This window comes from Streptomyces sp. NPDC087859, assembly GCF_044742595.1.
Lineage (GTDB): Bacteria > Actinomycetota > Actinomycetes > Streptomycetales > Streptomycetaceae > Streptomyces > Streptomyces canus_F.
In genome coordinates this window covers 101604-125820 of record NZ_JBIUUU010000012.1, presented here as the reverse complement: position 1 = coordinate 125820, position 24217 = coordinate 101604, and the positions used below count along the sequence as shown (strand labels likewise).

26 protein-coding genes and 1 pseudogene are annotated in these 24217 nt (G+C 68.4%); 17 read left to right on the top strand and 10 right to left on the bottom strand.

Translation table 11 applies throughout. The annotated features are described in order from the left end of the window. Positions 1-3 precede the first annotated feature (3 nt). A complete protein-coding gene (locus tag ACIOHP_RS29030) occupies positions 4-915 on the bottom strand; it encodes an RNA polymerase sigma factor SigF (RefSeq protein WP_401892056.1) in 912 nt (303 codons plus the stop codon). Positions 916-1194: 279 nt separating this feature from the next. On the opposite strand from ACIOHP_RS29030, the gene ACIOHP_RS29025 reads away from it, so the two are divergent. Both ACIOHP_RS29025 and ACIOHP_RS29020 read left to right on the top strand, forming a co-directional pair. After that, positions 1195-1398: an XRE family transcriptional regulator gene (locus ACIOHP_RS29025; protein ID WP_401892054.1), complete on the top strand. Its 204-nt coding sequence runs from the start codon at positions 1195-1197 to the stop codon at positions 1396-1398. Between the two features lie 369 nt (positions 1399-1767). Then, positions 1768-2982 (top strand): PP2C family protein-serine/threonine phosphatase, encoded by a 1215-nt coding sequence (locus tag ACIOHP_RS29020; RefSeq protein ID WP_401892052.1) that lies wholly within the window; start codon positions 1768-1770, stop codon positions 2980-2982. A gap of 32 nt (positions 2983-3014) precedes the next feature. Here ACIOHP_RS29020 and ACIOHP_RS29015 read toward each other — a convergent pair whose 3' ends face one another. From ACIOHP_RS29015 to ACIOHP_RS29005, 3 genes are all read right to left on the bottom strand, one after another. After that, complete coding sequence (locus tag ACIOHP_RS29015; protein ID WP_401892051.1) at positions 3015-3581, bottom strand: VanZ family protein; 567 nt, start codon at positions 3579-3581, stop codon at positions 3015-3017. A 254-nt stretch (positions 3582-3835) separates the two neighbouring features. Continuing rightward, positions 3836-4243, bottom strand: a complete 408-nt coding sequence (locus tag ACIOHP_RS29010) for an ATP-binding protein (RefSeq protein ID WP_361556758.1) — start codon at positions 4241-4243, stop codon at positions 3836-3838. Positions 4244-5027: 784 nt separating this feature from the next. Then, positions 5028-6191 carry a N(5)-(carboxyethyl)ornithine synthase gene (locus ACIOHP_RS29005; protein WP_401892050.1) on the bottom strand — a complete coding sequence of 388 codons (1164 nt, stop codon included), beginning with the start codon at positions 6189-6191 and terminating at the stop codon, positions 5028-5030. A 443-nt stretch (positions 6192-6634) separates the two neighbouring features. Here ACIOHP_RS29005 and ACIOHP_RS29000 point away from each other — a divergent pair, with 443 nt between their 5' ends. Both ACIOHP_RS29000 and ACIOHP_RS28995 read left to right on the top strand, forming a co-directional pair. Beyond that, positions 6635-7093 carry a hypothetical protein gene (locus ACIOHP_RS29000; protein ID WP_401892048.1) on the top strand — a complete coding sequence of 153 codons (459 nt, stop codon included), beginning with the start codon at positions 6635-6637 and terminating at the stop codon, positions 7091-7093. Between the two features lie 437 nt (positions 7094-7530). After that, the gene (locus ACIOHP_RS28995; RefSeq protein ID WP_401892046.1) at positions 7531-8040 is read left to right on the top strand and encodes an SUKH-4 family immunity protein; all 510 of its coding nucleotides are present in this window, start codon (positions 7531-7533) and stop codon (positions 8038-8040) included. Positions 8041-8063: 23 nt separating this feature from the next. On the opposite strand, the gene ACIOHP_RS28990 is transcribed toward ACIOHP_RS28995, so the two are convergent. Both ACIOHP_RS28990 and ACIOHP_RS28985 read right to left on the bottom strand, forming a co-directional pair. Further along, positions 8064-8348, bottom strand: a complete 285-nt coding sequence (locus ACIOHP_RS28990; protein WP_401892045.1) for a transposase — start codon at positions 8346-8348, stop codon at positions 8064-8066. Continuing rightward, complete coding sequence (locus ACIOHP_RS28985; protein WP_401892043.1) at positions 8239-8658, bottom strand: helix-turn-helix domain-containing protein; 420 nt, start codon at positions 8656-8658, stop codon at positions 8239-8241. The genes ACIOHP_RS28990 and ACIOHP_RS28985 overlap by 110 nt, the downstream gene beginning before the upstream one ends. Before the next feature lie 84 nt (positions 8659-8742). On the opposite strand from ACIOHP_RS28985, the gene ACIOHP_RS28980 reads away from it, so the two are divergent. Beyond that, complete coding sequence (locus ACIOHP_RS28980; RefSeq protein ID WP_401892410.1) at positions 8743-9543, top strand: phosphotransferase; 801 nt, start codon at positions 8743-8745, stop codon at positions 9541-9543. Between the two features lie 444 nt (positions 9544-9987). Here the strand turns inward: ACIOHP_RS28980 and ACIOHP_RS28975 are convergent, their stop codons facing one another. Together ACIOHP_RS28975 and ACIOHP_RS28970 are read right to left on the bottom strand one after the other, a co-directional pair. Next, a complete protein-coding gene (locus ACIOHP_RS28975) occupies positions 9988-10374 on the bottom strand; it encodes a fic family toxin-antitoxin system, toxin component (RefSeq protein ID WP_401892041.1) in 387 nt (128 codons plus the stop codon). Beyond that, positions 10371-10673: a hypothetical protein gene (locus ACIOHP_RS28970; RefSeq protein ID WP_401892039.1), complete on the bottom strand. Its 303-nt coding sequence runs from the start codon at positions 10671-10673 to the stop codon at positions 10371-10373. The genes ACIOHP_RS28975 and ACIOHP_RS28970 overlap by 4 nt, the downstream gene beginning before the upstream one ends. Before the next feature lie 449 nt (positions 10674-11122). Here ACIOHP_RS28970 and ACIOHP_RS28965 point away from each other — a divergent pair, with 449 nt between their 5' ends. The 4 genes from ACIOHP_RS28965 to ACIOHP_RS28950 all read left to right on the top strand — a co-directional run bounded on the left by ACIOHP_RS28965 (position 11123) and on the right by ACIOHP_RS28950 (position 13270). After that, complete coding sequence (locus ACIOHP_RS28965) at positions 11123-11650, top strand: hypothetical protein (RefSeq protein WP_401892038.1); 528 nt, start codon at positions 11123-11125, stop codon at positions 11648-11650. Positions 11651-11883: 233 nt separating this feature from the next. Next, on the top strand, positions 11884-12135 hold the full coding sequence (locus ACIOHP_RS28960) for a hypothetical protein (RefSeq protein WP_401892037.1): 252 nt from the start codon (positions 11884-11886) through the stop codon (positions 12133-12135). Between the two features lie 47 nt (positions 12136-12182). Then, positions 12183-13067: a hypothetical protein gene (locus tag ACIOHP_RS28955; protein ID WP_401892035.1), complete on the top strand. Its 885-nt coding sequence runs from the start codon at positions 12183-12185 to the stop codon at positions 13065-13067. Positions 13068-13126: 59 nt separating this feature from the next. Next, complete coding sequence (locus tag ACIOHP_RS28950) at positions 13127-13270, top strand: hypothetical protein (RefSeq protein WP_401892034.1); 144 nt, start codon at positions 13127-13129, stop codon at positions 13268-13270. A gap of 290 nt (positions 13271-13560) precedes the next feature. Here ACIOHP_RS28950 and ACIOHP_RS28945 read toward each other — a convergent pair whose 3' ends face one another. After that, positions 13561-14283 carry a hypothetical protein gene (locus ACIOHP_RS28945; RefSeq protein ID WP_401892032.1) on the bottom strand — a complete coding sequence of 241 codons (723 nt, stop codon included), beginning with the start codon at positions 14281-14283 and terminating at the stop codon, positions 13561-13563. 124 nt (positions 14284-14407) lie between these two features. Here ACIOHP_RS28945 and ACIOHP_RS28940 point away from each other — a divergent pair. The 8 genes and pseudogenes from ACIOHP_RS28940 to ACIOHP_RS28905 form a co-directional block, all read left to right on the top strand. Then, positions 14408-14632, top strand: a pseudogene (locus ACIOHP_RS28940) (IS630 family transposase); the annotation flags it as partial. 469 nt (positions 14633-15101) lie between these two features. Beyond that, positions 15102-16913 carry an alpha-galactosidase gene (locus ACIOHP_RS28935; RefSeq protein ID WP_401892030.1) on the top strand — a complete coding sequence of 604 codons (1812 nt, stop codon included), beginning with the start codon at positions 15102-15104 and terminating at the stop codon, positions 16911-16913. Next, positions 16913-18223: a sulfotransferase gene (locus ACIOHP_RS28930; RefSeq protein WP_401892029.1), complete on the top strand. Its 1311-nt coding sequence runs from the start codon at positions 16913-16915 to the stop codon at positions 18221-18223. The genes ACIOHP_RS28935 and ACIOHP_RS28930 overlap by 1 nt, the downstream gene beginning before the upstream one ends. Further along, positions 18220-19185, top strand: coding sequence for a dimethylarginine dimethylaminohydrolase family protein (locus ACIOHP_RS28925; RefSeq protein WP_401892028.1), 966 nt, complete (start codon positions 18220-18222; stop codon positions 19183-19185). Before ACIOHP_RS28930 ends, ACIOHP_RS28925 begins: the two co-directional genes overlap by 4 nt. Positions 19186-19195: 10 nt before the next feature. Further along, positions 19196-20170 carry a glycosyltransferase family 2 protein gene (locus ACIOHP_RS28920; protein ID WP_401892026.1) on the top strand — a complete coding sequence of 325 codons (975 nt, stop codon included), beginning with the start codon at positions 19196-19198 and terminating at the stop codon, positions 20168-20170. After that, positions 20154-21434: an MFS transporter gene (locus ACIOHP_RS28915; RefSeq protein ID WP_401892024.1), complete on the top strand. Its 1281-nt coding sequence runs from the start codon at positions 20154-20156 to the stop codon at positions 21432-21434. Before ACIOHP_RS28920 ends, ACIOHP_RS28915 begins: the two co-directional genes overlap by 17 nt. Positions 21435-21518: 84 nt before the next feature. Continuing rightward, entirely contained in the window at positions 21519-21950 is a 432-nt protein-coding gene (locus tag ACIOHP_RS28910; protein ID WP_401892023.1) for a hypothetical protein, read from the top strand. Positions 21951-22133: 183 nt separating this feature from the next. After that, positions 22134-22907 carry a maleylpyruvate isomerase family mycothiol-dependent enzyme gene (locus tag ACIOHP_RS28905; RefSeq protein WP_401892022.1) on the top strand — a complete coding sequence of 258 codons (774 nt, stop codon included), beginning with the start codon at positions 22134-22136 and terminating at the stop codon, positions 22905-22907. A 101-nt stretch (positions 22908-23008) separates the two neighbouring features. Here the strand turns inward: ACIOHP_RS28905 and ACIOHP_RS28900 are convergent, their stop codons facing one another. Beyond that, entirely contained in the window at positions 23009-24025 is a 1017-nt protein-coding gene (locus ACIOHP_RS28900; RefSeq protein WP_401892021.1) for a LacI family DNA-binding transcriptional regulator, read from the bottom strand. Positions 24026-24217 lie beyond the last annotated feature (192 nt).

Below are 24217 nucleotides of genomic sequence, written 5' to 3'. Positions count from 1 at the left end.
GACCTACCGACGTGTGGTGAGCTTCGCTTCGAGGAGGTTGAGGGTGCGAGTCAGGATGCGGGACACGTGCATCTGGGAGATCCCGAGTTCCTCGCCGATCGCGCGCTGCGTCATGTCGCCGACGTACCGCAGAGCAAGGATCTTGCGCTCCCGCTCCGGGAGGGCGGCGATGAGCGGTTTGAGAGCGTGCAGGTCCTCGACCTTCTCCAGGTCCGGGTCCGCGTAGCCGATGTGGTCGGCAAGGGTGTCCTCGGAATTCTCGGCATCGCTGGGAAAGTCGAGAGAAGACGAGGTGTAGCCGTTTCCGGCGAGCAGGCCCTCGATGATCTCGTCCTCTTCGAGGTCCAGCTCTACGGCGAGTTCCGCCACGGTCGGCGGGCGGCCGTGGGTCTGCTCGAGCCGGGCGGTGGCCTGGTTGAGGTCGAGGTGTAGTTCCTGCAGGCGGCGCGGGACGCGCACGGACCAGCTCGTGTCACGGAAGAACCGCTTGATCTCGCCGATGATCGTCGGCAGCGCGAAGGTGGGGAACTCCACCCCGTACTGCGGGTCGAAGCGGTTGATGGCCTTGATCAGGCCGATGGTGCCGACCTGGACGACGTCCTCGTACGACTCCCCGCGCACCCCCATGCGGCCAACCGCATAACGGACCAGGGTGAGGTTGAGTTCGACCAGGGAGTTGCGCACGTAGGAGTGCTCCGGCGAGCCCTCCTCCAGCGCGTCGAGCCGCGCGAACAAGGTCCTGGACAGGGCCCTGGCGTCGACAGCACCGACCTGCTTCAGATCGGGCGGCAGTCCCTCAAAGCTCGACACGCCCTCACCAGCGGTACCCGGACCGGTGGTATGTCGGTCCGGGTACGGGGTTTCGTAGCCGGGATTGCTGTGAGTAGCGGTCACCGTCGAGGTCGCCGTCGCCATAATCGCTCCCGAAAAGAAGAAGAGCGCCCCAAATGGAGCGCGTCGTGGAGGGGCGCATACCCCGTGACGGTCGAGACATGCCTGTGACTTAACTCTCCGTATGCGAATGTGGCCGCCGTGCCGCACGTGACATCACGGCCGGAATGCCGCGCTCCGCACGGATCAATGGCCGCTCGGTCATGCCTCACAGCCACCCGTACAGGTGAGGACAGCCATGGCTCGCAGAGTTTCGGGCAGGGGAAACGAATGGCCGAACTTTCACAGCTGTTGCAACAGACCATGCGACGCAGGCACCTGAACGCACAGGACCTCGCCGACCGCACCGGCATTCGCACCCCGCGGATCCGCGTCTTCGCCCAAGACGGCGCCACCGGTCCCGTGCGCCCCACCCCGGAGGAACTGGCGGAACTCGCCGAGGCTTTGGCGCTGCCCCTGCCCGATGTCCAGAAAGCTGCGCGTACCCCAGCGTCGGCGTCGGCCTGACGGCCGGCGCGGGACTTCTCAGCAGCCCCAAAGGTCAAGGCGCCGGGATGCCGCTGGCGATCTCAAGCCCTGATCACTTCACTTCGCGGGTCGGTCAGGGTGCCAGGCCAGGCCCCGGAACGCCATGCGCCGCTGAAACCGTCTCCCGGCCAGGTGTGCCGGTCGAGTAGGCGGAGTCTGGTGTGGCCGCTCGGACCCGGCTGCTCGCTCGGGATGCCCGGCGGCCGCCTGTGTGCGAAGCGTGGAGGCTTGGTGTGCCAGGAAGACTAGAGTGGGCACGCCCCCTTCACGGTGGCGTGCAGGGGTTCGGGTGGGGCTGCGGGGTGGGGAGAAGATCCTGTGAACGATCAGGACCGGGACGGCGGGAAGATGCTGGCCGGTCTGCTGGCCTCGAGCCAGCTGATACCGCTGGAGTGGCTGCCGGCCAAGACGGCCGAGCACGCGGCGTACGCGGGTTTCACGCAGGTACTGATCTACCTGGCGGACCTGCAGCGCGAGATGCTGCACCTGCTGACCGGCCAGGGACTGGACGCGGCGGGCGACGGGGGCGCCGAGGAAGCCTCGATCAAGATCGAGGGGACGCTGCCGGGCCGGGCCTACCAGTACGGGCAGGTGCTGCAAAACGGCAGTTCGGCTCCCGAGGAACGGCAGTGGTGGGTGCCGTTGCTCAACGGCACCGAGCGGCTCGGCGTACTGCGCCTCACCACGCGGGCGGATGACGCGCGGACACGGGAGCACATGGAACTGCTGGCCTGCCTGCTCGCGCTGATCATCGTGAGCAAACGACAGAGCAGCGACTCCTACGCCCGCCTGATGCGCACCGAACCGCTGAACATCGCCGCCGAGATGCAGTGGCATCTGATGCCGCCCCCCACGTACGCCGACAGCCGCGTGGCGATCTCTGCGGCGATGGAACCGGCGCACCACGTCAGCGGCGACGCCTATGACTACGCCACCGCCGGCTCGTTGGTGCACGTATCGATCTTCGACGCGATGGGCCACGACACCGCCGCCGGCCTGACCGCGGCCCTGGCCATGGGGACCTGCCGCAACACACGCCGTCAGGGCGGGAGCCTGCTCGACATAGGCGAAGCGGTCGAGGAGGCGTTGATCAAGCAGTACGACCGAACGCGGTACGTCACCGGCATCCTGGCCGATCTTGACACCGACACCGGAGTTCTGACGTGGGTCAACCGCGGCCACCCCGTGCCGGTACTCATCCGCGCGGGCCGCTCCAGCAGCCAGCTGGCCTGCAAACCCGCACACCCGATGGGCACAGCGCTGGGGCTGGAGGCCACCACGTGCCGTGAGCAGCTGGAACCGGGTGACCGCGTCGTGTTCTACACCGACGGCATCACCGAAGCCCGCGGCCGCGGCGACAATGAACTCGGTGTGGAACGCTTCACCGACTTGCTGGTGCGTCAGCACGCCGACGGACTGCCCGTTCCCGAAACCCTGCGTCGTCTCATCCAAACGCTCCTCGACCACCACGACGGACAGCTCCAGGACGATGCCACGATACTGATCTGCCAATGGCTCGGCCCCGCTCCTGCTCCCACAGCAGATGCAACGGATCGCGCCTGAACCCGTCCTGACAGTCCGTGTGCGGAGCGGCCTCAGTCGGCGGCATTCGCCGGTCGCTTGGCCAGGCGGTGCCACCAGTGACGGCGTCGGGGGTGCACGGCGCGGCCGAGCCGACGGCCGATCAGCAGGTAGCCCAGCAGGGCGCCTGTCGTGTTGAGCAGGACGTCGTCGATGTCGAAGGCCCGCCCGGTGATCATGGCGCCCTGGACGAGTTCGACCAGAAGCATCAACAGCGCCGTGCACGCCGCCACGCGCAGCAGCCCGCGGGCTCTGGGAACCAGCACCGGCAGCAGTACGCCGAACGGGATGCCCAGCACGATGTTGCCGCCGAGCTGCTTGACCGTGTCACGGAAGGCGGGCTGCGCGAGGTAGTTGCGGATGGAGTCCCCGGGGCGCAGGTTGCTGTGTGTCAACGACACGGAGGCGGCGGAGGGTTCCAGCGTCAGTCGGGCCAGCACCACCGCGAAGGCCACTGCCGCCGCGAAGGCCAGCAGCATGGCCACCGCCCGGCCCCACCACGAGATGACGGGCCTGCCCGGGCCCTCTCGGTCGGCTGCTCTCTTTTTTGCGGCCTTGTCATGCAGAACTGCGCGCGCCATCACGGCCCCCGTTCGGGTTGGTTGCACCTTCCGTTACCCCAACTCCGGCAGATCACCGCCCGCATGACCAATTCGGCGCTCAGCGGCTGTCGCCTGGGTACTGGGGGTAAGCGGCAGCGCGAGGCCGGGCTCCCTTCCTGTGACCGGGTCCCGCGCCAGGTGCCCTGCGGCGGCGGCTCGCGGGGGTGGAGTGCTGCCGGAGGGCGCGGGCTGGAGCCGCGTCGTCGGCGATGCCGCTCCAGCCGGCCTCCGTGTCAGTGGGACAGCGGCAGCAGCGCGGACACCGTCTTCCCGCCGGGCCGGGTGCTGACCTCCACGTCTTCGGACAGCTCCCGCACCATCTGCCAGCCGAACCCGCCTGGCTCGTCTGCGTTGCTCCGCTGCAGCGAGGGGGCGGTGGCGCTGGCGTCTTCCACCGTCACCGTCACCGCTCCCGGACCGGCCACCAGGCGGAACTGGGTCACTCCGCCGGCGTGCCGCACCGCATTGGTGACCAGCTCCGACACCACCAGCAGCACCGCGTCCGTGTCGTCTCCGGCAGGTGCGGCCACCGCGGACAAGAACCCGCGCGTGAGATCCCTCGCCCGCTTCGCGGTCTGCGGGCTCGCCCCGTGCAGGGCCTTATGGTCTTCCTCGTCTTCCTCGGGTGGGTGCACGATCACGATCCTCCGTGGAATGGATACTCAGACCCTTATTCGCCTGCCCGGTGAAACTCCGGCCATCCCTTCCTGCTGGGCGCCACTGTGAGTTCGTCCCCACCGGCTGTGGCGGCAAGGCCCGTCAGGATGGGTGGGCGTAGGCACGGAAGCGCCGGCCGACCTGGGCCGTCGCACAGAAGATCATCACGATCATCTCCGCACGTCAGCCCGCGGGCCCGCGGGAGCGGCTGAAGCCATGGGCAGCCCGCCGGCCTGGTTGCGGGCTTCTGGTGTGAACCCACCCTGTGCGATGGGCCGCACACCGTATGCTGCCTGTGGTGCGTCGGCGCTGGTCCGGGATCAGGGGACAGGTGCCATGGGGGAGGGGTGTTGGAACAGTGGGGGCCGCTGGTGCCGGCGGTGGCTGGTGTCTGGGCACGGGCCGAAGGACAGCTCGACGCAGCGGTGCTGAGCGGTCTCGAAGAAGAGTTGGCTGCCGGGCTGCGCGCCTACGATGACGCGTGTTCGGCAGCAGCCGTCGAAGCACCCGCCGTGACTCCCGAGACGTTCGACGCTGTCGACAGCGCGGCACGCGCTGTGGAGGCCGCCCTACGGGCCCGACCGCCCTTGGGCGCCTGGTTCAACAAGGAGTTCGACCGGCTCGTCGAGGGGCAGGAGCGCTTCGGCCCGGCGGCGGCACCGACCTACTGGGTCTCCTACCTGCGCTCGCTGCTCGTGCCCGTCATGTACGCCACCGACCGTGCTGCGGAGGTTTCCGAAGAGGGGACCGTGACGTACACCGGGTCTGTTACCTCAGCGGGGTCGTCGGGTCCTCGGGGGAGTGGGGGTAGTCGGCTGAGCGGTGCTGGAAGGAGAGGATCTTTGGGTTCTGGACGACGCCGTCGCGGATCTCGATGGCCTTCTTGATGGTGGTGTCGGTGTCCCATGCCGTGGGGCCGCTCATGACCTTGTGCAGGTAGGGAAGGAGCGCTTCGCTTATTTCCCAGGTGGCGGAGTTCCACAGGTGGGACGGGCTGTGATCCACCGCGTAATAGTGGCAGCCGGATCCCACCGAGAGCATGGGCTCGCCGAAGGTGGTCGGGTGGGCCCAGTCGAAGCCCATGCCCTGGTCGCAAGCAACGTCGATGAAGAACGTTCCCGGCCGGAAGAGCGCGAGTTCCTCGTCGGTGACGAACATGAGAGGTGCGTCGGTGTCCTGCAGGACGCAGTTGACGATGATGTCGAACCCGGCCAGATACTCCGCGAGCGGCTGGGAACCGGCCGCGGTGACGGCCTGCAGGCGCGACGGATCGTGCTCCTGCTCCTCGAAGTGGCCCATCACGACCGAGGGCATCGGTGACGCCACCGCTGCCGCGGCGCGTTGGGTCAGCACGGTGACGTCGGAGACTCCCATGGCGCCCAGGCCTGTGACCGCTCCGCGCGCCGTGGCGCCGAAGCTGATGACCACCGCCCGCAGGCGGCGCCCGTAACTACCGGTCAGCCCGCCGAGCTGCAGGGCGTGCAGCACCGAGCAGTAGCCGGCGAGCTCGTTGTTCTTGTGGAAGACATGGACGCTGAAGGCGCCCGTGGAGGTCCAGTGGTTCATGGCTTCCCAGGCGAGCAGGGTCAGCCGTTTGTCGATGCCGATCTGGGTCATCTTCTCGTCCTGCACGCAGTGCGGCCATCCCCACAGCACCTGACCCTCGCGCAGCTCGGCGATGTCGTCGTGCATCGGTTTGGGCAACAGGACGATGTCGCTCTCGGCGACGAGTTGCTCGCGGGAGCGCAGGCCGGCCACGAGTGGTCGCAGGGCGTCGTCGGGCACGCCGAACCGTTCGCCGTAGCCCTGCTCGAGGAAGATCCTCTCGCGTACGGCCGGGGCGATCCGGTCGAGGTGGTGAGGGTGCAGCGGCAGACGGAACTCGTTCTCCTTGCGGGAGGAGGCGAGTACTCCGAGGCTCATCAGGCTCATGTGGGGCGGCTCATTTCCGTCCGGACGCGATGTGCTCCGGCCTTGCCGTTCCCCGAGGGCGACGCCGAAATGGATGACGGCGTGCGAGGTGCGCTCGGTACTGCCACCGTACTCCGGTATCGGCCGCTCAGCGGCCGCCGCTCGTTTGAGCTAGAAGGATCCACAGGTCAGGCCCGTGGAGATCTGAAAGGGCTGCCGACGGACTGGTGTTGTGAGGCGGCGCCCACCTTCGAGGGAAGGCGTGACTCGCGGTCGTCCTGGACGCGTTCTCGCGACGCATGGTGGGCTGGTCGATCGACGCCTCACCCACTGTCACCCAGTGAGTGAGAGCCTTCGGCCCGCAGCCCGCCACGGGGTCCATCGGGGATGCGATTCGGGTCCCAGCCGTCAGCTGGCGGAGAAGCACTGACCCGTGGTCCACATCGGGATACCCGTCCGGAGGCATGGATGTACGCGTCGCAGCGATCGTGGTCGCCGCAGGACGGCAGCGTGCTGCGGACCCGGTCCGTGAGATTGTCGTGCCTGTGAACGAGTCCTGGGTGATCAATGGCGACAGCCCTGTCCCTGTGTCGTCCGCGGTGGTGCTGGAGGCTCTTCGCTCGAGGATCGACAGCGGGCACTTCGAGACGTGGTTGACCAGCTCAAAAGGACGATTGCTGGCCTTCGTGACGAATACCGAGCGCGCGATGGTGATGCTGCTCGAAGACGAGGGTGATCCCGGCGAACATGCCGTGGACCCTGGGGCTGAGGGGTCGAGCGACGGATTCGTCCTGTCCAACGGGCAGGACGACGAGTATGCGGATGAGGACACCGTTCCCCTTGGTGTGGGGCTCGGGCTCGTGGAGCAGATCATCGGCATGGGCTCTTGGCCAGCAGACGCGCGATGGGTGACCGATCGCTGACTCGGCCTCGAAGTCGGGTAGTTGGTTTCCGGAGGGGTCGTGCCGCGGACGGTGGAGACCTGGTCGGACGGCTGGGGAACGACAGCGCGGATTCCGCTTCGGCGGAGGCGATTTGGACCGGCCGGGATATGTACGCGCGGTCCGCAAGGTCGGCATCGGGTCGAGTCCTTGGTCTTGCCGCTCTGCTTCGTGGAACACGGATGCCGACCACGATGGTCTCGAAGGCTGGAGCCTCGCCCGCCCGGCCCCGTCTCACATCTGACAAATGCCCAGGTGAGTCGCCTAGTTCGAAGCGCATTTCGGGACCGTCCCACGCTTGGCCGAGCTGGCGGTACTGAACTTGATTGGGTGATCTCGGGACCTGCCGACCGGCATGCGTAGCCCGTCTCGCGGGCCTTTGGGTGTTGCCGGGCAGTCCGTCGGGAGAAGATCCTCCCGTGAGTCAGCCCCTGCCGCAGTTGCCGAAGCCCGAGTTCGTCTTGGTCTCCATCGAGGCCCCACCCGAGGTGCCCACCCAGATCGCTGTCGATCTCAGGGAGACTGGCATCCCAGGTGGGTTGATCGGGTACGAGTACCGGCCGCTGAGCGAGCCGGTGTACTTCGGAGGCATCGGTGAGCGGGGGCTTGTCGCCATCGCGACGAGTGGCCTGTTCGGACGCATCGCCGTCGACGTGGCCAGTGGTCGCGTGGTGCACATTCCCATGACCGAGTCAGCGACAGCCAGTCACGTGAACAGAGACCTCGGCGCCTTCAACCGATCCGTCGCGGCCGTGATCGCACGCTTCCCGTTCTATGCAGAGGGCGACGAGGAGAGATGCGAGGAGGTGGCGGAAGAGCTGCGCGATCTCGTCTCCCGCATCGACGAGACCGCTCTCGTGCACAACGGGTTCTGGGAGACCTTCTGCGACGACGTGGGGATCGGGGACTACGCGGACTGGGATGAGTGATCTGGGACTGGTCCCCGCTCCGGTCAGCCGTCCAGGCTCAGGCCAGTGGCGGCGATGCAGCCGTCGACGAGGTCGGGGCGGTACTGGATCCCCTTGAGTCGACGTTTCACGGCTCTGGTGATCTCACCGAGGTCCGCGGCAGCCAGGTTGCCCAGGTCGCGCTTGACCAGCGCCCAGATGCCCTCGGTTGGATTGAGGTCAGCGGCGTAAACCGGGAGTTGTAACACGGTCAGCCACTCGGCATTCGCCTCGATGAATTCCTTCATACCGGCGGTCAGGTGGAGCCGGACGTTGTCCCAGACCAGCACGATCGGGCCCCGAGCTGGATACGAGCGCGGACGACCAGGTCGCGGAGATCCCGCCAGCCGAAGCCCTTCGGCTCGTCCTGCGTTTCGCTGAGCCGGGACCGCCCTGGAGAACCCCGCGACAGGACCCGGCCTCGCCGCGCTCGCGCCAGGCCCTGCGCCACCGCTCCACCGACCGCTCGCTCACCCGCAGAGCGGCGGCGGCCTCGCGGTTCGTCTCCCCGCCCTCGAAGCGGACGACAGCCTGCAACCGGATCCGCTCCCGCGCGGCCCTCTCGGCGTCGGTCAGCCCACCACCCTGCGCGTATCTCACTCCCCAGGAGCTACCGGAGCCGGCAGGTCGCTGTCAGGCGAACCGCACCGACATCACTCAATCAAGTTCAGTAGCGTGATCGAGATGACGGCTGAGGGTGAAGAGCTGGTCGGCGGCATGGTTAACGCGGGCGCGGTTTTCCGCCGTGGTGCTGTGGTGGAACGTCCGGCGCCGCGCACTGCGCGTGCGCTCCATGCCCATCTCCTGGCGCTCGGAGAGCACGGGTTCGACGCGGTTCCGAGGCCGATCCGACTGGCCGCCGACGGCCGCGAGCAGTTGACCTTCATCCCCGGCGACGTCGCCCTGCCGCCGTTTCCGCGCTGGGCGATGAGCGAGACCGCGCTGCGATCGGTGGGGAGCCTGCTGCGGCGTCTGCACGAGGCCAGCGCAGCCATCCCGGTCGACGAGGGCGTGAAGTGGCCCCGGTCCCTGTCGGACCCGGCGGGAGGAACGATGCTGTGCCACAACGACGTATGCACGGAGAACGTCGTGTTCCGCGACGGCCGTGCCGCAGCCCTGATTGATTTCGACCTGGCTGCGCCCGGCCGAGCGGTGTGGGACGTGGCTATGACGGCCCGATACTGGGTGCCCATGCTCGATCCCACGTCCGCGGCGGTCCTTTATCCCGCGGGACTGGATACCCCGACGCGCCTGCGGATTCTCGCCGACGGCTATGGCCTCTCCCGGCAAGAGCGTACTGAACTGCCCGGCGTGATCGAACAGGCCACCGCGTCTTGCCGGGCCTTCGCCGTCGGCCGAGTGGCCGTCGGCGACCCCCTCTACACCCAGGCGCTGGCCGAGCACGGTGGTTGGCAGCGTTGGGACCGCATCCAGGAATGGCTGGTCGCTCACCGCGAGACGTTCAGGGCTGCCCTGCTGGGGTGACTGGCTCAGAAGCTAAAGCGATCGGCTGGCCAGAGTCACGCGGCCACACGCGGTGGACCGGGCCCGTTCTCGCGAAGGAAGCCAGATGATCAGCACCCGAAGCCTGGCTTCGCCGTCGAGCAGAACATGTCGGGGGATGGGTGCGAGGCTTACAAGAGCCTTGGGGGTGGCGGGCTTGGACAGCTGCCTCATCGACATCTGGCCTGTCGCACGTCGGCGCGCCGGGCGGGGGTGCGCGATCGACGGTCTGCGCCTGTTCTCGGGTTTGTCCGCGCTTGCTGCCGCCCCGGCCGATGGTGCCGGACGGCTACGGCCGGTTCGCCCGGCGGGATGTCCCGCACCGGACCGGCACGGCGTCGGGTGACGCTGCGGGCCGTGGGGGTGTGTCCGCTGGTGTGGCTGTTTGCGGAGATTTCCGCCCCGCGGGCTGTTGCGGGCGGTGGGTCAGGAGGTGCTCCAGGCGCGTAGTTGACGGCCGATGAGGCCGACTCCGGCGGTGCCGGTGGCTGCATCCCGTACCAGGGCTACCGCTTCCTTGGGCGAATACTCGAGTCGGCATCCGTTGAGCGCCAGGTACGCCTCGGCCGCGTGCCAGGCGAAGGCCTCGTTGGAGTGCTCCAGGCAGGGCAGCCGCACCAGCGTCTGGAGGAGTGCTGCGGCTCTGAGGTGCAGGGAGCCGTACACGTCGTGTTCCAAAGCGCGTGCGTTGACCCGGGCGACGGCCGCGTACAGCGGGCCGTAGTCATCCACCTGGGGGTCGCCCGGCAGAAGCTCGGCGGCATGGAGAAGGAAGGCCACATCGAGGGGATGGAGGGGTTCGTTCTGGGTCACGCGGCGTGGCCCCGGCCCGGCCGCCGCCCGTCGAGCTCATGGCGCGCCTGGAGCTCGGCTGCGCGCTGCTGCGTGCTGGGATCGACCGTGCTGCCCTCCTCGGCGAACGCGGCTGCGCTGTGTGCCATCGAGGCGCGGAAGGCGTCGAGGAAGGCGTTCTCCACGGCGGTGGCGCGGTCGTAAGCGGCGGACAGGATGTATTCCTGCAGGCTGACGCCCGCTTGCTTTGCGGCGGCTTCGATCGCGGCATGCTGAGCCGGATCCGGGAAGCGCAGGCTCATGGCTTTCGGATGCGTCATGGTGTCAACGGTACCGACGATACCGGTGGCCGGTCCAGGGCGCTGAACCGGGACAGCCCGGAGCCGATGACGGCGGTCCAGCGAAGCGCGCTCCCAGCACTGCGCGTACGGCTGGCGCCCCAGTCGACGTGCCGGCAGTCCTCACGGCGCTGCCTTCCCGAAGCGGGGATCAGAGGGCTGGGACGCTGGCGAGCCTTCCCATCGAATGGATCATGGGCTCCGGGCTGATGGCGATCAGGCCAGTCCTCCGTCACCAGGATCTGGCCACGGCCGCCTTCTCTCCGAAGGTCGGCTTCACCGCGCTGCGCGAGGTCGCCCAGAGGAGGATCTGTGACTTCACCGGTCCTTCGGGTACGAGATGGCGGAGGCGGCCTGGCTGCTGCCTGATTTCGTCACCTTCCTGGAAGAGCAATCAATTGGCGTCGACCCGGCTCCGATAGCCTGCGGCGGTGGGTGAAACTCCGTTGAAGTTCCTGATCGATGCCGATCACGGGCAGTTCTACGTCCAAGACCTCGAACCCTTTGACGCCTGGATGGCCGAACACGCGACGGACCCCGACCTGCCGCCGGCCGGCTGGACCGAGGAAGCGGTCCAGGTTCATCGCATCGGGTTGGAACCACACTCGATCTCCGTCGGCACCGCCCGGGACGACATGGTCGAGTCACACATCACCGTCCACGCATCCGCACCGATGACGGAGCCGACGGCCGAGCACATCGTCGAGGCGGACCTGGATGCCTCAACCGGCCGACTCGCCGTGTCCAGCCCGGCGATCCTTCCCGTGGACGGACCGAGCCTGACCGTTCCTTGTGGGCTGCTCCGTGTGCGGGTCTCCTACCTTCCTTCCGAGCCGCCGGCCGTCGACACCAACGGCGGCCGCGGTGACCACTTCCTTTACCAGATCGATCTATGGCCCACCGACCATGCGCGCCAGCTCGCCGTCCTCAAACAGGGGCCGATTCCCTGGGCCGGATAGTCGTCTCCACCGTCGATAATCCCGAGCACAGTGGCCTCAGCCCGCCTTGCGTCTCGCCTCGACCGCAACCTGGCGCCCTGCTGGCGCACAGACTGGCCCAGCTCCTCGAGCGACAGGCCACGCGTCCGGGACACGCCTTGACGCTCCGGCAGCAGGCAGACGACGAAGGGCGCTTCATCCTGCCGGGACGACGTGCCAGCCGACGCCAAAGCGCCGCCTCGATCCACTCGCTCATGCGCCAGTACGAACTCCCCGTACTCGGCGCCCGCAACACCGCGATGACCGAAACGGTCGCGGACCTCCCGCCCATCGTGGTCAGCGACCTGTTCGGCATGCACCCCAACTCCGCACCCGTTTGCGCTCAATATGCCCAGGACAGCTGGGCGGACGACCTCGTCGCCTGCCAGGACGAGGAGTGGCGCAGGGCCAGAGCATGGCCTTCTTCTACCAGTGCGCTGCGGCCTGCCCCGGCTGACGACGCATGATGATCTGCACAGGTCGAATGGCCTTTGAGTTCATGGGGGATGGGGCAATGATCGAGGTTCAGCGAGACGGAGCGTTTAGCGTCAACAGCGTCGGGGCGGATCATTTGCCGTTCCCGCTGACATTCAGCGTTAGCGAGGTCGGCAGGTCGTGGCGGATCAGTGCCTCGGCGGCCCAGGCCGGCGAGTTGATCGATGTGATCTCGCGCTCGGTGAACGACACGGTCCTGGTCGTGGACCTTGCGACCAACAGCTTCCTGGACGAGGACTTCCGGCAGTGGCGGCCGTCGTTGATCGCCGCTGAGCAGGGTGCCGATTTCATCGTGCACCCCATCGGGGCGTGGGCTTCTGCCACCCCGGGGCTCGGTGAGGAGATCCTGGTGATGCACCGCGACAGTCTGCCCGGGTTCCTGGACGGCAGTTGGTCGCCCTACGAGCTGTCTCTGGTCGACGTGCCGGTGGCGCCGACCCCGGCCCAGCTTGATGAGATCGCGTTGTTCGTCGGAACGGCAGCCTTCGACGAGCCTGTCCTGCCCCACGTCGACGGCTCGCGCTTCTGGTATTCCGGGCATGACGACTGCTATCTGACAGTCGAGACAACTGACCCAGCTATGCCCGCAGTGGTCCTGAGCCGTTTGCTGGCCCTGCTGGCCGGCTCTGCGCTCGTCGGCGCCGGTGAAACCTCATCAGTCATGATCCCCGAACCGGACATCGCGACAACGGGCCGGCTGATCAGCGAAAGCCCTCACTGGATCGGAGCTGTTGGGGCCACCACACAAGCCTTGGCGACCATCCGCCTGTCTGCTTTGCCGCAGCGGTGGCGTCACGGCCAAGAACCGCCCGTACGCGCCGACTACACGGCGACGCTCGACGAGATCCGAGGCACTTGGCAGATAACCCCCGCCGACAAACAGTGCCCTCTGATAGGCGGATAGTGCGGGGTCGGAACACTGCCTCTTCACCAGCAGAGCTGGAGTTCTACGAGAAGGCACGGGTGTATGTGCTGCTGCCCGAGGTCCGCCGCCTGCTCACCGGGGCCGTCGGCCCGCATGCTGCGCTCGACCCGGAGGGCAAGCGGGTGCGGCACATCGTCGCCCAGCTCAACTCCGTCGCGTCCGCCCTCGACCTGATGACCTGAATGACGGAACAGGACACGCCGGCACCGGTACGCGTCGGACCCCACCGACCTCGAATTGGCCCTGCTCGAGCCCTTGTTGCCGGTGCCGACGTGCCGGACTCCGCATGGTGGCCGCCCGGATGCGTATCCGCGGCGACCGTCTTGTTGAAGCATCGAAGACCCAGGCCGGTGAACGGGGTCTTTCCAGGCCGGCCGCGTAGCCGTGATCAGAGCAGTCATGGCTCGATCGTTGGAAGCACGTCCCGCACGTCCCGCACGTCCCGCACGGCCGGAGGATGGCGCGGGGTGGGTCACGGTGCCAGTGCCGTGGCTACCCGGGCCAGGCGATCGGCTGACAGGGCGAAGTGTTTGACAGGGTTGCGGAAGGAGTATTCGCCGTCGTTCACGGGGAAACCGTGCGTGGCGGTTGTCCAGTGCGCGGGGCCGGGGGCTCCTTGATTCTCCAGGAGAGCCGCAGCCAGGGTTTGAGGTTCTTCCACACTGGTGCGGGCGCGTAGCGCGGTCGCCAGGCTGTCAACGGCGTCGTCGGGTATTGCGTGGTCGCCGAACGCAGGCAGCAGGAGCAACAGGCGGGCGTGGGCATCGGTGGTGCTGCCGCCGGGCAGCGCGTTGCCCGCAGCCGCCTCGAGCTCGGACCACGACAGGCCCGGTCCCATGAAGTGACCGTCGTCCCGGGCGAGGAGCTCTGCCTGGTCCCAGTCGGGGTGGTGGAGTAGGTAGTCGGTGCCGGTGTCGTCCGCGAAAGTGCGGTAGACCACATGGAGACGGTGGTCAGCGGCGAGTGGAACGGTGAATGTCGGCCACTCGGCTCGCTCCCACAGCCGTCGCTGAAACTCGCCGGCCGCGTCGTAGTCCGCGCCGAACAGCAGCTCCTCGGTCTCCTCGCTGTGGATGCACGAGTAGAGGTGCCCCAGCCAGAAGAGTGGCTCGTCCAGGAGGCTGGCCTGGTGTGTGAGGGGGCCTCCGTCGTAGCCGGGTATTCGGTCAGGATGCAGGACTGTGCTGTTCTTCACGGAGGACATCATGCCGCCCAGGCGGCGCTCTGGCTTTGAGGTCGGACGTATCTGCGGTGAGCGTCTGTGAGGCGTCAACCACCGCAGGGTCGCGCTGTGATTCAGCCCGCTCTGCGCCTCGTAGGCGGACCCCATCGAGGCGCGCTTCGGACCGCTGCGGCAGTGCACCATCGCCAGCCCGTACTACCCCAACCACACGGCGCAGCCCCGGCCCTCGTACGCCTACCTACCCCGCCATAACGCCAACGCCCGCCGCCGCGATGTCCTGGCTTCCGAGCGCAGGGAATGCGCCCGCTTCCACAGCGAGAAGGGCATCTGCCGGGGAGGCCGCCTCGCCGCCGCGGCCTGAACGATCCGGCCGGCCTATGTGAACCAAACACTATGGACACGGCGGCGGTTGGACGGCGACGACGGTGACGCGGCTGGCGTTCACCAGGCGTGTCCAGCCTCGCCCAGTGTGCCGAGAGTGCTGTCCTTTTCGGCCACGACAGCTACTTCGCCGACCTCTGCACGCACTCGGCTTCCCCGTTTGAGTGCTCGTCGGCTCCGGAGCCCGCGGTGCCGACCGGGCCGTTTTACGTCGCCTTTAGTTCAACTCTGTTGATTCACCTACGAGTTTGAACCGATTCATTGACAGCTTCTGTTGGATTATGGTTGCCTCACGGATTGTGAACGGAGTGTTACGCCGTCAGGCTCACCCCGGTGCGGGTCGTCTGCAGCCAGAAGGGCAATCGATGAACGCGGTTCCTTGCATGCGCCTGATCGTTCGTCTTGAGTCTGGAGCTGAACGGGAGTTCGGCCTCTTCGTGCTCGGGGAGGTGGCTGCCGCTCGCCACGAGGACATCGATGTCTACGTGAGTGGCACGGCTCCCTTCCAGGTCACTGTGCGTCCGCCGAGCGGCGAGCGCATCGTCTCCCTCGAGTACCTGCTGCGTGCCCCGATGGGGAACTTCGACGAGGTCGTCCCGCCGGACAGCGGGCGATGGTTCATGAACCTGATGCACGTCACCAGCTTCTGGAAGTTCGGCCGGCTCGCCCAGTCGAAGATCAACGACGTCAAGGTGCCGCTCTACATGTTCACCGGGCGGGACGGGAACGTGGAACTGGCCCTGGGGCTCATCGGCTCGCTCACCGAGACGGACATGCGCCTTCTGGAGCCCGTGTCCAACCGGGCGTTGAACGTGCACACGGGCGGCGTCGAGGTGAGCTTTCGCCGGGGTACGGAGGAGTACCCCCTGTCCCGGTCCGCCGCCGCGGCTGATGGATCCTTGACCGAGCACGTGTATCTCGTCTCCGGACCGCAGGGCGACGAGCGCGGCCCGTGGCTGGATGTTCTGCGGGACTTCTCCGAGCAGACCCGAGCCGCCTTCGGGCTGGAGGACCGCATCGTTGCCGAGTCCTTCGAGCCCTTCTGGTGCAGCTGGACCGACTGGGCCAGCGACGACATCAGCACGGAGATGGTCCTGGAGAACGTCAAGATCGGACTCGATGTCGGCGTCCGGAACTTCATCATCGACGACGGCTGGTTCGGCCCCGGCCTGGACACCGTGTACGAGACGCCGCTGAACATCGGCGACTGGAAACCCGACCCGGAAAAGTTCCCCGACATGCACGCACTGGTGCGCCGTGTGGAGGCAATGGGAGCGCGAGCCCTCATCTGGTGCGCGCCCCATGCCGTCGGCCCCGCCGCCGACTGTTTCGCCGACCGCCGCCACCTGCTCATCGCCCCGACCTCCGGTGAACCGGTCCTGGGCGAGACCCAGTTCTACTCACTGTGCTTCATGAACGCCGAGGCGCGCCGGACGATGGCGGACGTCTGCGTACGGCTCGTGCAGGAGTACGGATTCCACGGCGCCAAGTACGACCTGTTCAACTGGATACCCGACCTGCGGTGCGAGAGTCCGCACCACGAGCACGACCTGGACTCCATGCTCACAGGCCTGCAGTTGATGCTGGAGGACGCCGACCGGCGCACCCGTGAGGTGGCGCCGGACTACATCGTCGAGCTCAAGCAGAACTACGGCACGGCGTTCCTCACCCCGTACGGGACCTGCATGCGGGCCGGCGACGCACCGTTCGACCCCCGGACGAACTTCCTGCGGACCCTGCACGTACAGGCGTACACCGCGGCCGCGATCAACGACTACCAGACGTTCGGCCCCCATGACACCACGCAGGACATCGCCGTGGCGGTCATCGCCATGCTGGCCGCCGGAATCCCCGCCTACGGCTCGGACTTCGCCCGCCTGCCCGAGGAGGGCAAGGAGGTGTTGCGCCGCCACCACCAGCTGTACGCCGACAACATGAGCGGCTTCCTGAAGCACCGTAGGACCGACAACGCCTCACACAGCGTCCTGCGCGCCACGGGCGACGCGCGCGATGTCGTCTTCGTCCTCCAGCCCACCACCTCGTGCCGAGTGCAACGGCCGGCCATCGTGCTCAACGGCGGCTACGCGTCCCGGCTGACGGTGGATGCGCAGTCCGAGGGGCTCTCCTTCACCGTCCACTCGCCGACCGGACAGCCACTCACCGCTGAACGCCCCCACCCCGGAGGGCCCCTCACCATCGACGTGCCGCCCGGCGGCAGCATCGCCTTCGAAGCCGCCTCCGGGAGCGAGGTCCTGGTCTGATGGCCTCAGGCGTCGAAGTTTCCGTGCGGGACCGGTCGATCGCGGCAGCCCGCCGCACACTGGCCACCGTGCCGGCCTCCGCGGACATGGACCTGTCGCACGTCACACGCGTCGTGGCGATCGTGGCCTCGTCCAGGGGCGGCAGCAGCCTCCTCCACCAGATCCTGTCGGACCAGCCTGATGTGCTGTCCATCGTCGGCGAGCACACCGCGCTGTACAAGCTGAACGGGCTCGACCGCGGCAGGGACGGCTCCGACGTACTGGAGCCGGACGCCGTGTTCAACTGGGCCCAGTTCTCGGCAGACTTCATGTCGCTGCTCGGCTCCGGGGCGAACCGGCCGCCGGTGGATGCCGCCGGCCGCACGCAGTACGCGGCGGTCGTGACGCGCCGTCTGGCCCTGCAGTGGCCCCTGGAGGAGATCCAGTACACGACGGTCCAGGACGCCGTCGACCAGGCGGTGCGCAGCTGTGCACGCCGCGACGACCCGGACGCCCTGTTCGCCCAGGTGTTGCACCACCTTCGCGACTCCCACCCTCGCGTCGACCCGTCCTTCTACGATCTGCCGCCCTCGCTGCGGACCGAGGGCAACACCGGCGAACTGCGCACGCCCCACAACGGTTTCTGCATCGAGGAACCGCCCTTCATCGTTCCCCGCGTCCGCACCGCCGCCGACCGCGACTGTCTGCGGGGCCGTCCCGTGGTGATCAAGTCGTCCGTCGACGCCTACCGACTGCCGTTGCTGCGCCGCCTCTTCCCGCACGCCCGGCTGCTGGTGATCCACCTCACCCGCAACCCCGCCGCAAGCATCAACGGGCTCTACGACGGCTGGCGCGACCGAGGATTCTTCTCCTACGACGTGTCCGACCAGCACACCCTGGCCATCGACGGCTACTCGGAACTCGGCGCGGCGGCCACGCGCTGGTGGAACTTCGACATTCCGCCGGGCTGGGACAAGCTCGTCGACCAGCCGCTGGAATGGGTGTGCGCACAGCAGTGGGCGGGAGCGCACCGCTCAGCTGTCGAAGGGCTGGCGCCCGGCATCGTCGACGAGGTGCTGCGCGTGCCCTTCGAGAAGATGCTTCACCCCGGTACACGCGAGGCCACCCTCCGGTCCGTCTTCGACTTCGCCGGCATCCGACAGCCCTCCCGTCCGGTCCAGTTCCCCGTCGTCATGGCGACCGCGCAGCCTCGCCCTGCGCGCTGGCGGCAGCGAGCCCACCTCGTGCTCCCGGCCGTGGAAAATCCCGCCCTCCGGGACATCGCGAGCGAACTCGGCTACCGCAAGGGGGAGGAGGACCAGTGGCTGTGACCGCCGCCGCATACCACGGGCCGGGCTGGCGCTCCCGCCCGGGACGGCACGAGGACGACATCACGCTCGGCGGCACCTGGGCGCCGCTGCGCGTGGAGCGGGACTGCGACCGGCTCACCGATGTCGCCCTGCACTGCCCGCCTGCCTCGCTGCTCACCGCTGGAGACCCGGACGCGCTCCAGCACCTGGAACGGCTCGACCACAGCGCGCTGCGCCGGGACATGGACGCACTGGCCGAGGCATACCGGGCCCTGGGAATCACCGTGCACGAACTGCCCGCGCCCCAGGCGCCCGGCGGGAATCCCTACAGCGGAGCCAACGCGATGTTCGCGCGTGATCTGCTGTGGATGACCAGGGCAGGCGCCGTCATTCCCCGGATGGCCAGCAGCGTCCGCGCCGGCGAAGAACTGCAGACCCTGCGGCTCTGCGCACAGCTCGGCATTCCCGTGGCCAGGACCATCGGCGCCGACGGCCTCTTCGAAGGCGCCGACGCCCAGTGGCTGCGCACCGACCTGGTCGCGGTCGGACTCGGCACCCGCACCAACTACGCCGGCGCCCGGCAGGTCGCACAGGAGGCGCGACAACAGGGCGCACGGGCGCTGCGACTGTCCGTACCGAACGGAGTCCAGCACCTGCTGGGCGTCCTCCAGGTGCTCGACGCCGACCTGCTCGCCGCCCGTACCTCGATCATGGATCCCGCCGATGTGCGCCGACTGCGTGAGCTGGGATTCACCGTCGTCGACATCCCGGAGTCCGACGAGGTCCGCACCCAACAGGCGTTCAACTTCGTCACCGTGGCGCCCCGCTCGATCCTCATGGCGGCCGGGTCCCGGGAAACCGCGGCCCTGCTCGCCCGGCACGGCATCGAGTGCGTGGCCCGCGTACCGATACCCGAACTCGCCAAAGGCGCGGGGGGCATCGCCTGCGCCACAGGAATCCTCGCCCGCACAGCCCAGAACTGAGGTAGCCCGGATGCCGACACTCAGCGTCGTCGTGCCCTTCTACAACGTCGCCCCCTACTTCCCCGAACTCCTGGAGTCCCTCTCCACCCAGGAACTCACCGACCTCGAAGTGGTCCTGGTCGACGACGGCTCGACCGACAACAGCCCCCAGATCGCCTCCTCCTGGGTGGCCAAGGACGAGCGATTCCGCCTGGTCACCCAGCCCAACCGCGGACTGAGCGCCGCCCGCAACGCCGGCGCGGCGAAGGCCACCGGCACCTACCTGGCCTTCGCCGACTCCGACGACGTCGTCCCGTCGACGGCCTACCGAGCCCTGGTCCAGTCCCTGGAATCCACAGGCTCCGACTTCGCCTCCGGGGACGTGCGACGCCTCAACTCCGCGGGCACCCACCGCCATCCGCGCTACGCCGACGTCTTCGCCGCCCCGCGCCGCGGCACCCACATCACCCGCGACCGCGACCTGATCCTCGACCGCATGATCTGGAACAAAGTGTTCCGCCGGTCGTTCTGGGATCACCACCAATTCGCCTTCACCCTGCGCCAGTACGAAGACGCGCCCGTAACCGTGCGGGCCCACATCGAGGCCCGCGCCATGGACGTGGTCGGACAGGTCGTCTACCACTGGCGCATCCGCGAGGCCGGCGAACGCTCCATCACCCAACGCCTGTACGAGCCCGACAACATCGCCGCCCGCATGCGGATGATGGTGGTCACCGGGGACCTCCTGCGCGAACGCGCCCCCGAACTGCTGCCCGTGTACGAACGGGACATGTGCCTGGGCGACCTGCGTATCGCGACGCTGGCGATGCTGGAGAACTCCGACGACGCGATGGCGGAGGCCCTCGAACTCGGGCGCGGCTTCCTCGCCCGAGTGGACGAGCACGTGCTCGAGCAGCTGCCCGAGCCGAACCGCCACCGGCTCTCCCTCCTGCTCACCGGCCGCTCCGCCGAACTCCGCGAGGCGCTGAGTGCTGACGGGCAGTAGTACGCCGGACACCACAGCACACACGCCCCCGGCGCCAAGAACGGCAGTCCAACTGCTCCGCCAAGAGGCGGACTTCCGCCGCGTCTACCTGTCCCAGCTGGTCAGTCTGGGCGGCGACTGGTTCGCGATGATCCCGCTCCTGGCGCTGCTCCAGGAGCTGACCGGCGCCCCGCTGTGGGGGGCGCTGGTCCTCGCGGCCGACACCCTGGTCATTGCCGCGCTGTCGCCGTACGCCGGCGTGGTCGTCGACCGCGTGGACCGCCGACGACTGATGATCCTGTGCGACCTGCTCTCCGCCGCCTTCATCGCCACCCTGTTCCTGGTGCGGGACGAGTCGACGGCCTGGATCGCCCTGATCGCGCTGGGCGGTGTCGCGGGCGTGAAGGCGTTCTACGGGCCGGCCGCCAGCGCCGCTCTGCCCAACCTGGTGCCGAAACAGGACCTGTTGACGGCCAACGCGCTCAACGGTGGTGCCTGGGGCGTCATGCTCGCTGTGGGCGCTTCACTGGGTGCCCTGCTCGCGTCCGCCGTCGGCACCTACTGGTGCTTCGCGCTGGACGTGGTCACCTTCTGCCTCTCCGCGGCCCTGGTCCAGCGCGTGCAAAAGCCCTGCGGGGACCGCCGGCCCGCGCGGACGCGAAGCAGGGTCCGCGACGACCTTCGTGAAACCGCGGAGTTCGCCCGTACGGACCGTCGCATCATCGCCCTGGTCCTGGCCAAGCCGGGAACCGCCCTGGGTAACGGAGTCCTGGCCCTCTTCCCCGCCCTGGGCGCGGCGGTCTTCCACGTCGGCGCTGTCGGCGTGGGTCTGCTCTACGCCGCCCGAGGCGTGGGCGCGCTGATCGGTCCTGTGCTCGGCCGGCGCCTGCTGTCCGGCAGAGAGGACCGGATCCGCCTGCTCGTCCTGGCCTCAACCCTGACATTCGGCCTGGCCTACGCCGGATTCTCCGCCGCCACATGGTTCCCGCTGGCCGTTCTGCTGGTCGTCACGGCCCACATCGGCGGCAGCATGAACTCCACCCTGTCGTCCTTCGCCCTGCAATCCGCCACACCGGACAGGATCCGCGGACGCGTCCTCAGTGCCGACTTCATGTTCTCCACCCTCTCCCTCGGCGCCAGCCAACTGGTAGCGGGTGGCCTCACCATCACGATGAACGCACAACACGCCGCCCTGTGCATCGCGGCCATCGTGATCACCTACGGCGTGCTCTGGTGGACCCTCGCCGACAGCCTGCGCCAGACCAACCCCTCTCCCGCGAAGTGAGGTAGCCCGAGCATGCCCATGGACGCCAAACCCTGCGCGTGTGGAGTGACGGTGTGGCTCACCGGCTCCCCAGGAAACGGAGCGATGCCCCTCGCGCATGCGCTCGCCGATCTGCTGCGCAGCGCCGGGCGCCAGGTGGCCGTACTCGAGGCAAAGGAGCCGCGGCGTGCCGGGCTGACGGCCGAAGTTCTCGCGCGAAACGGCATGCTGGTCCTCGTCGCCTGCTCCCCGGACCATCCGCAGGACTGTGACGCCGCGCGGAACCGTCACGGCAAGAGCGGCACGCACTTCCTCGACATACGTGTGGCGCCTGCGGCATCGCACCCACCGAAGGCCGACCCGCCCCCTCGCGCTCCCGACTTCGTCGTATCGCCAGACACACCGGCGACCGAGAGACCGGCTCTCCTTCTGGAACTGCTCACCGAACGACGCTTCCTCGTACGGCGCCCCTCGGCCAACCACGCTCAACTCAGTGCTCCTCGGGAACTCCGACATACACCGGGTTCGTGGACGTGACCTATCCGATTGCCGGGCCTGGCGCGCCGAACGCGCCGGGTGGGTGATCACGCCTGCGGACGCGCACGATGGACGGCAGGACCGCACCCGCATGCTGTCCTGGACCGCTCGCCCCGGTCCGTTGACGCGTTCGTCCGACAAATTCGCTACCCGGCGGCCGGAGCGCCGTGATACACCACCGAGGTGCAGAGCATCCTGGAGTTCCCCGAGGTCCTGCGGTTGATCGCAGACCGCTCGGCCGCGTTCCGCGCCGCCATCGCGTCCGCCCCCGACCTTGACGTCCAGGTCCCGACCTGCCCGGACTGGACGCTGCGCGAACTGGCGCAGCACCTCGGCGACGGCCGCCGCCGCCAGGCCGCCATCGTCACGGCGGGCCCGGGCGCTGAGCCCCCGGCGAGGACGACCCCGAAGGGCGCCCCGACCGCGCCCCGCGACCGCGAAGCCCTGGACGCCTGGCTCGCCGAGTCGACCGAGCTCATGCTCGACGCGATGCGCGAGGCCGGCCCGGACCGCGGCTGCTGGACCTGGTGGGGCCGCTCGCAGGCCCCGGAGACCAGCGGAGCCGTGGCCCGGCACCAGATCCAGGAGATCGCCGTCCACACCTACGACGTCCAGCTCACCCAGGAGGCCGCACAGCCGCTGCCGACGGACGTCGCGGTCGAGGGCGTCGACGAGTTCCTGACGACCGTCTCGGCGACGACCGTGCCGTGGCCCTTCAAGCCGGCGACCATCGACCTGCACACGACCGAGGGCCGCTCCTGGCGCCTGACCCTCAACGCCGACGGCGTCCGCTGCGACGACCTCGCCGCCGACGCGGAGCCGGGCGACATGGCGATGCGAGGCGCAGCGAGCGAACTGGTCCTCTACTTCTACGAGCGCGTTCCGCTCGACGGCCTGGAGACCACCGGCGACACCGAGCCGATGGAGCAGCTCGCAGAGTGGGACCCGAACGCGTAAAGGGTGCGCTCAGTTCAAGGGTGAAAGGCGGCGCACCCCGACGGCCCGGAGCAGGCTCCGCGGCCGCGATAGGGGGTGGACGACTCAGCGCCCGTGGGCGGTCACTTGAGGTCTGCCGGCGGCGCCGTCGAGGCGCGTACCACGAGTTCGGTGGCGAGTTCGATGTGGTGGGACTCGACCTTCTCGTCGTTGGCCAGTCGCAGGGCGGTGCGCAGGGCAGCACCGCCCATCTCCCGTAGCGGCTGGCGCACGGTGGTCAGTGGCGGTGAGGCCATCTGAGCGAGGTGCGTGTCGTCGAAGCCGACCACGCTCAGATCTTCGGGGATGCGCAGGCCTCGGGTGCGGGCGGTCTCGATGGCACCGAGGGCGATCTCGTCGTTGCAGGTGAAGATCGCCGTCGGCGGTTCTTCCAGGTCCAGCAGTGCCGCGGCGCCGAGCAGGCCGTATCGGTACGAGAATTCTCCGGGCCGGACGTAGGCGGCGGGTACCGGCGCTCCTTCCGCCTCCATGGCGGCGCGGTAGCCGTGCATGCGTGCCTGGTTGCACACGGCCATGGCCGGTCCGCCGAGGTAGGCGACGCGGCGGTGGCCGAGGGAGAGCAGGTGCCGGGTCGCGGCCAGGCCGCCGGTGAAGTTGGTCGCTCCGACGCTGTTGACCCGGCTGTCCGGCAGGTGGAGCGGGTCGAGCACGACCAGCGGCAGCCCGGCCCGGGCCAACTCCTTGAGGTGCGCGGCGGTGTACACGCTGGTGACCGCGATGAGGGCGCGGCGCCCGGCTGAGACCAGGTCCCGGGCCCAGTGCGGGGCGCGGGATGCCTTGCTGATCGCCACCGAGGCCCCTGCTGCCGCGGCGGAGTCGATGATGCCTTCGAGGGCCTCGGCCACGTACGGCTTGAGGCTGCCCTGGAACTGTACTTCGATGATCGGGCTTGTTTTCGCCTCGGTGTGGCGGAACACGGGCGCGAGGTAGTCGTGCTGGTGCAACGCTTCCTGCACCCGGGCGCGGGTTTGCGGCGCCACGTCACCGCGGCCGTTGACCACCTTGGACACCGTCGCGATGGAGACGCCGGCCGCTTGGGCGATGTCCGCCAAGGTGGTGCGTCTGGCGTTCGGTGGCATCAGTTCCTCCCAGCTGTACGTCAACCCGGCGGGGGGCTCGTCCGGGAAGGGGTCCAAGAGCCCCTCGGCTCCGCGGTGTTGGACGATCCGCGAGGGATCGCGTCCGGTGGAGGTGTGGCTTGCGCGTCGCTGCCTTCGGCTACGCGCCGCAGGTAGTTGGAGCCCGGGTGGCTGCCGAGAGGCGCGATCTTC

Coding starts and splice junctions, on each gene's coding strand:
- ACIOHP_RS29030 (WP_401892056.1), bottom strand. CDS start 915: ATGGCGACGGCGACCTCGACGGTGACCGCTACTCACAGCAATCCCGGC.
- ACIOHP_RS29025 (WP_401892054.1), top strand. CDS start 1,195: ATGCGACGCAGGCACCTGAACGCACAGGACCTCGCCGACCGCACCGGC.
- ACIOHP_RS29020 (WP_401892052.1), top strand. CDS start 1,768: ATGCTGGCCGGTCTGCTGGCCTCGAGCCAGCTGATACCGCTGGAGTGG.
- ACIOHP_RS29015 (WP_401892051.1), bottom strand. CDS start 3,581: ATGGCGCGCGCAGTTCTGCATGACAAGGCCGCAAAAAAGAGAGCAGCC.
- ACIOHP_RS29005 (WP_401892050.1), bottom strand. CDS start 6,191: ATGAGCCTGATGAGCCTCGGAGTACTCGCCTCCTCCCGCAAGGAGAAC.
- ACIOHP_RS29000 (WP_401892048.1), top strand. CDS start 6,635: ATGGATGTACGCGTCGCAGCGATCGTGGTCGCCGCAGGACGGCAGCGT.
- ACIOHP_RS28980 (WP_401892410.1), top strand. CDS start 8,743: ATGACGGCTGAGGGTGAAGAGCTGGTCGGCGGCATGGTTAACGCGGGC.
- ACIOHP_RS28970 (WP_401892039.1), bottom strand. CDS start 10,673: ATGACGCATCCGAAAGCCATGAGCCTGCGCTTCCCGGATCCGGCTCAG.
- ACIOHP_RS28960 (WP_401892037.1), top strand. CDS start 11,884: ATGCGCCAGTACGAACTCCCCGTACTCGGCGCCCGCAACACCGCGATG.
- ACIOHP_RS28955 (WP_401892035.1), top strand. CDS start 12,183: ATGATCGAGGTTCAGCGAGACGGAGCGTTTAGCGTCAACAGCGTCGGG.
- ACIOHP_RS28930 (WP_401892029.1), top strand. CDS start 16,913: ATGGCCTCAGGCGTCGAAGTTTCCGTGCGGGACCGGTCGATCGCGGCA.
- ACIOHP_RS28920 (WP_401892026.1), top strand. CDS start 19,196: ATGCCGACACTCAGCGTCGTCGTGCCCTTCTACAACGTCGCCCCCTAC.
- ACIOHP_RS28910 (WP_401892023.1), top strand. CDS start 21,519: ATGCCCCTCGCGCATGCGCTCGCCGATCTGCTGCGCAGCGCCGGGCGC.
- ACIOHP_RS28900 (WP_401892021.1), bottom strand. CDS start 24,025: ATGCCACCGAACGCCAGACGCACCACCTTGGCGGACATCGCCCAAGCG.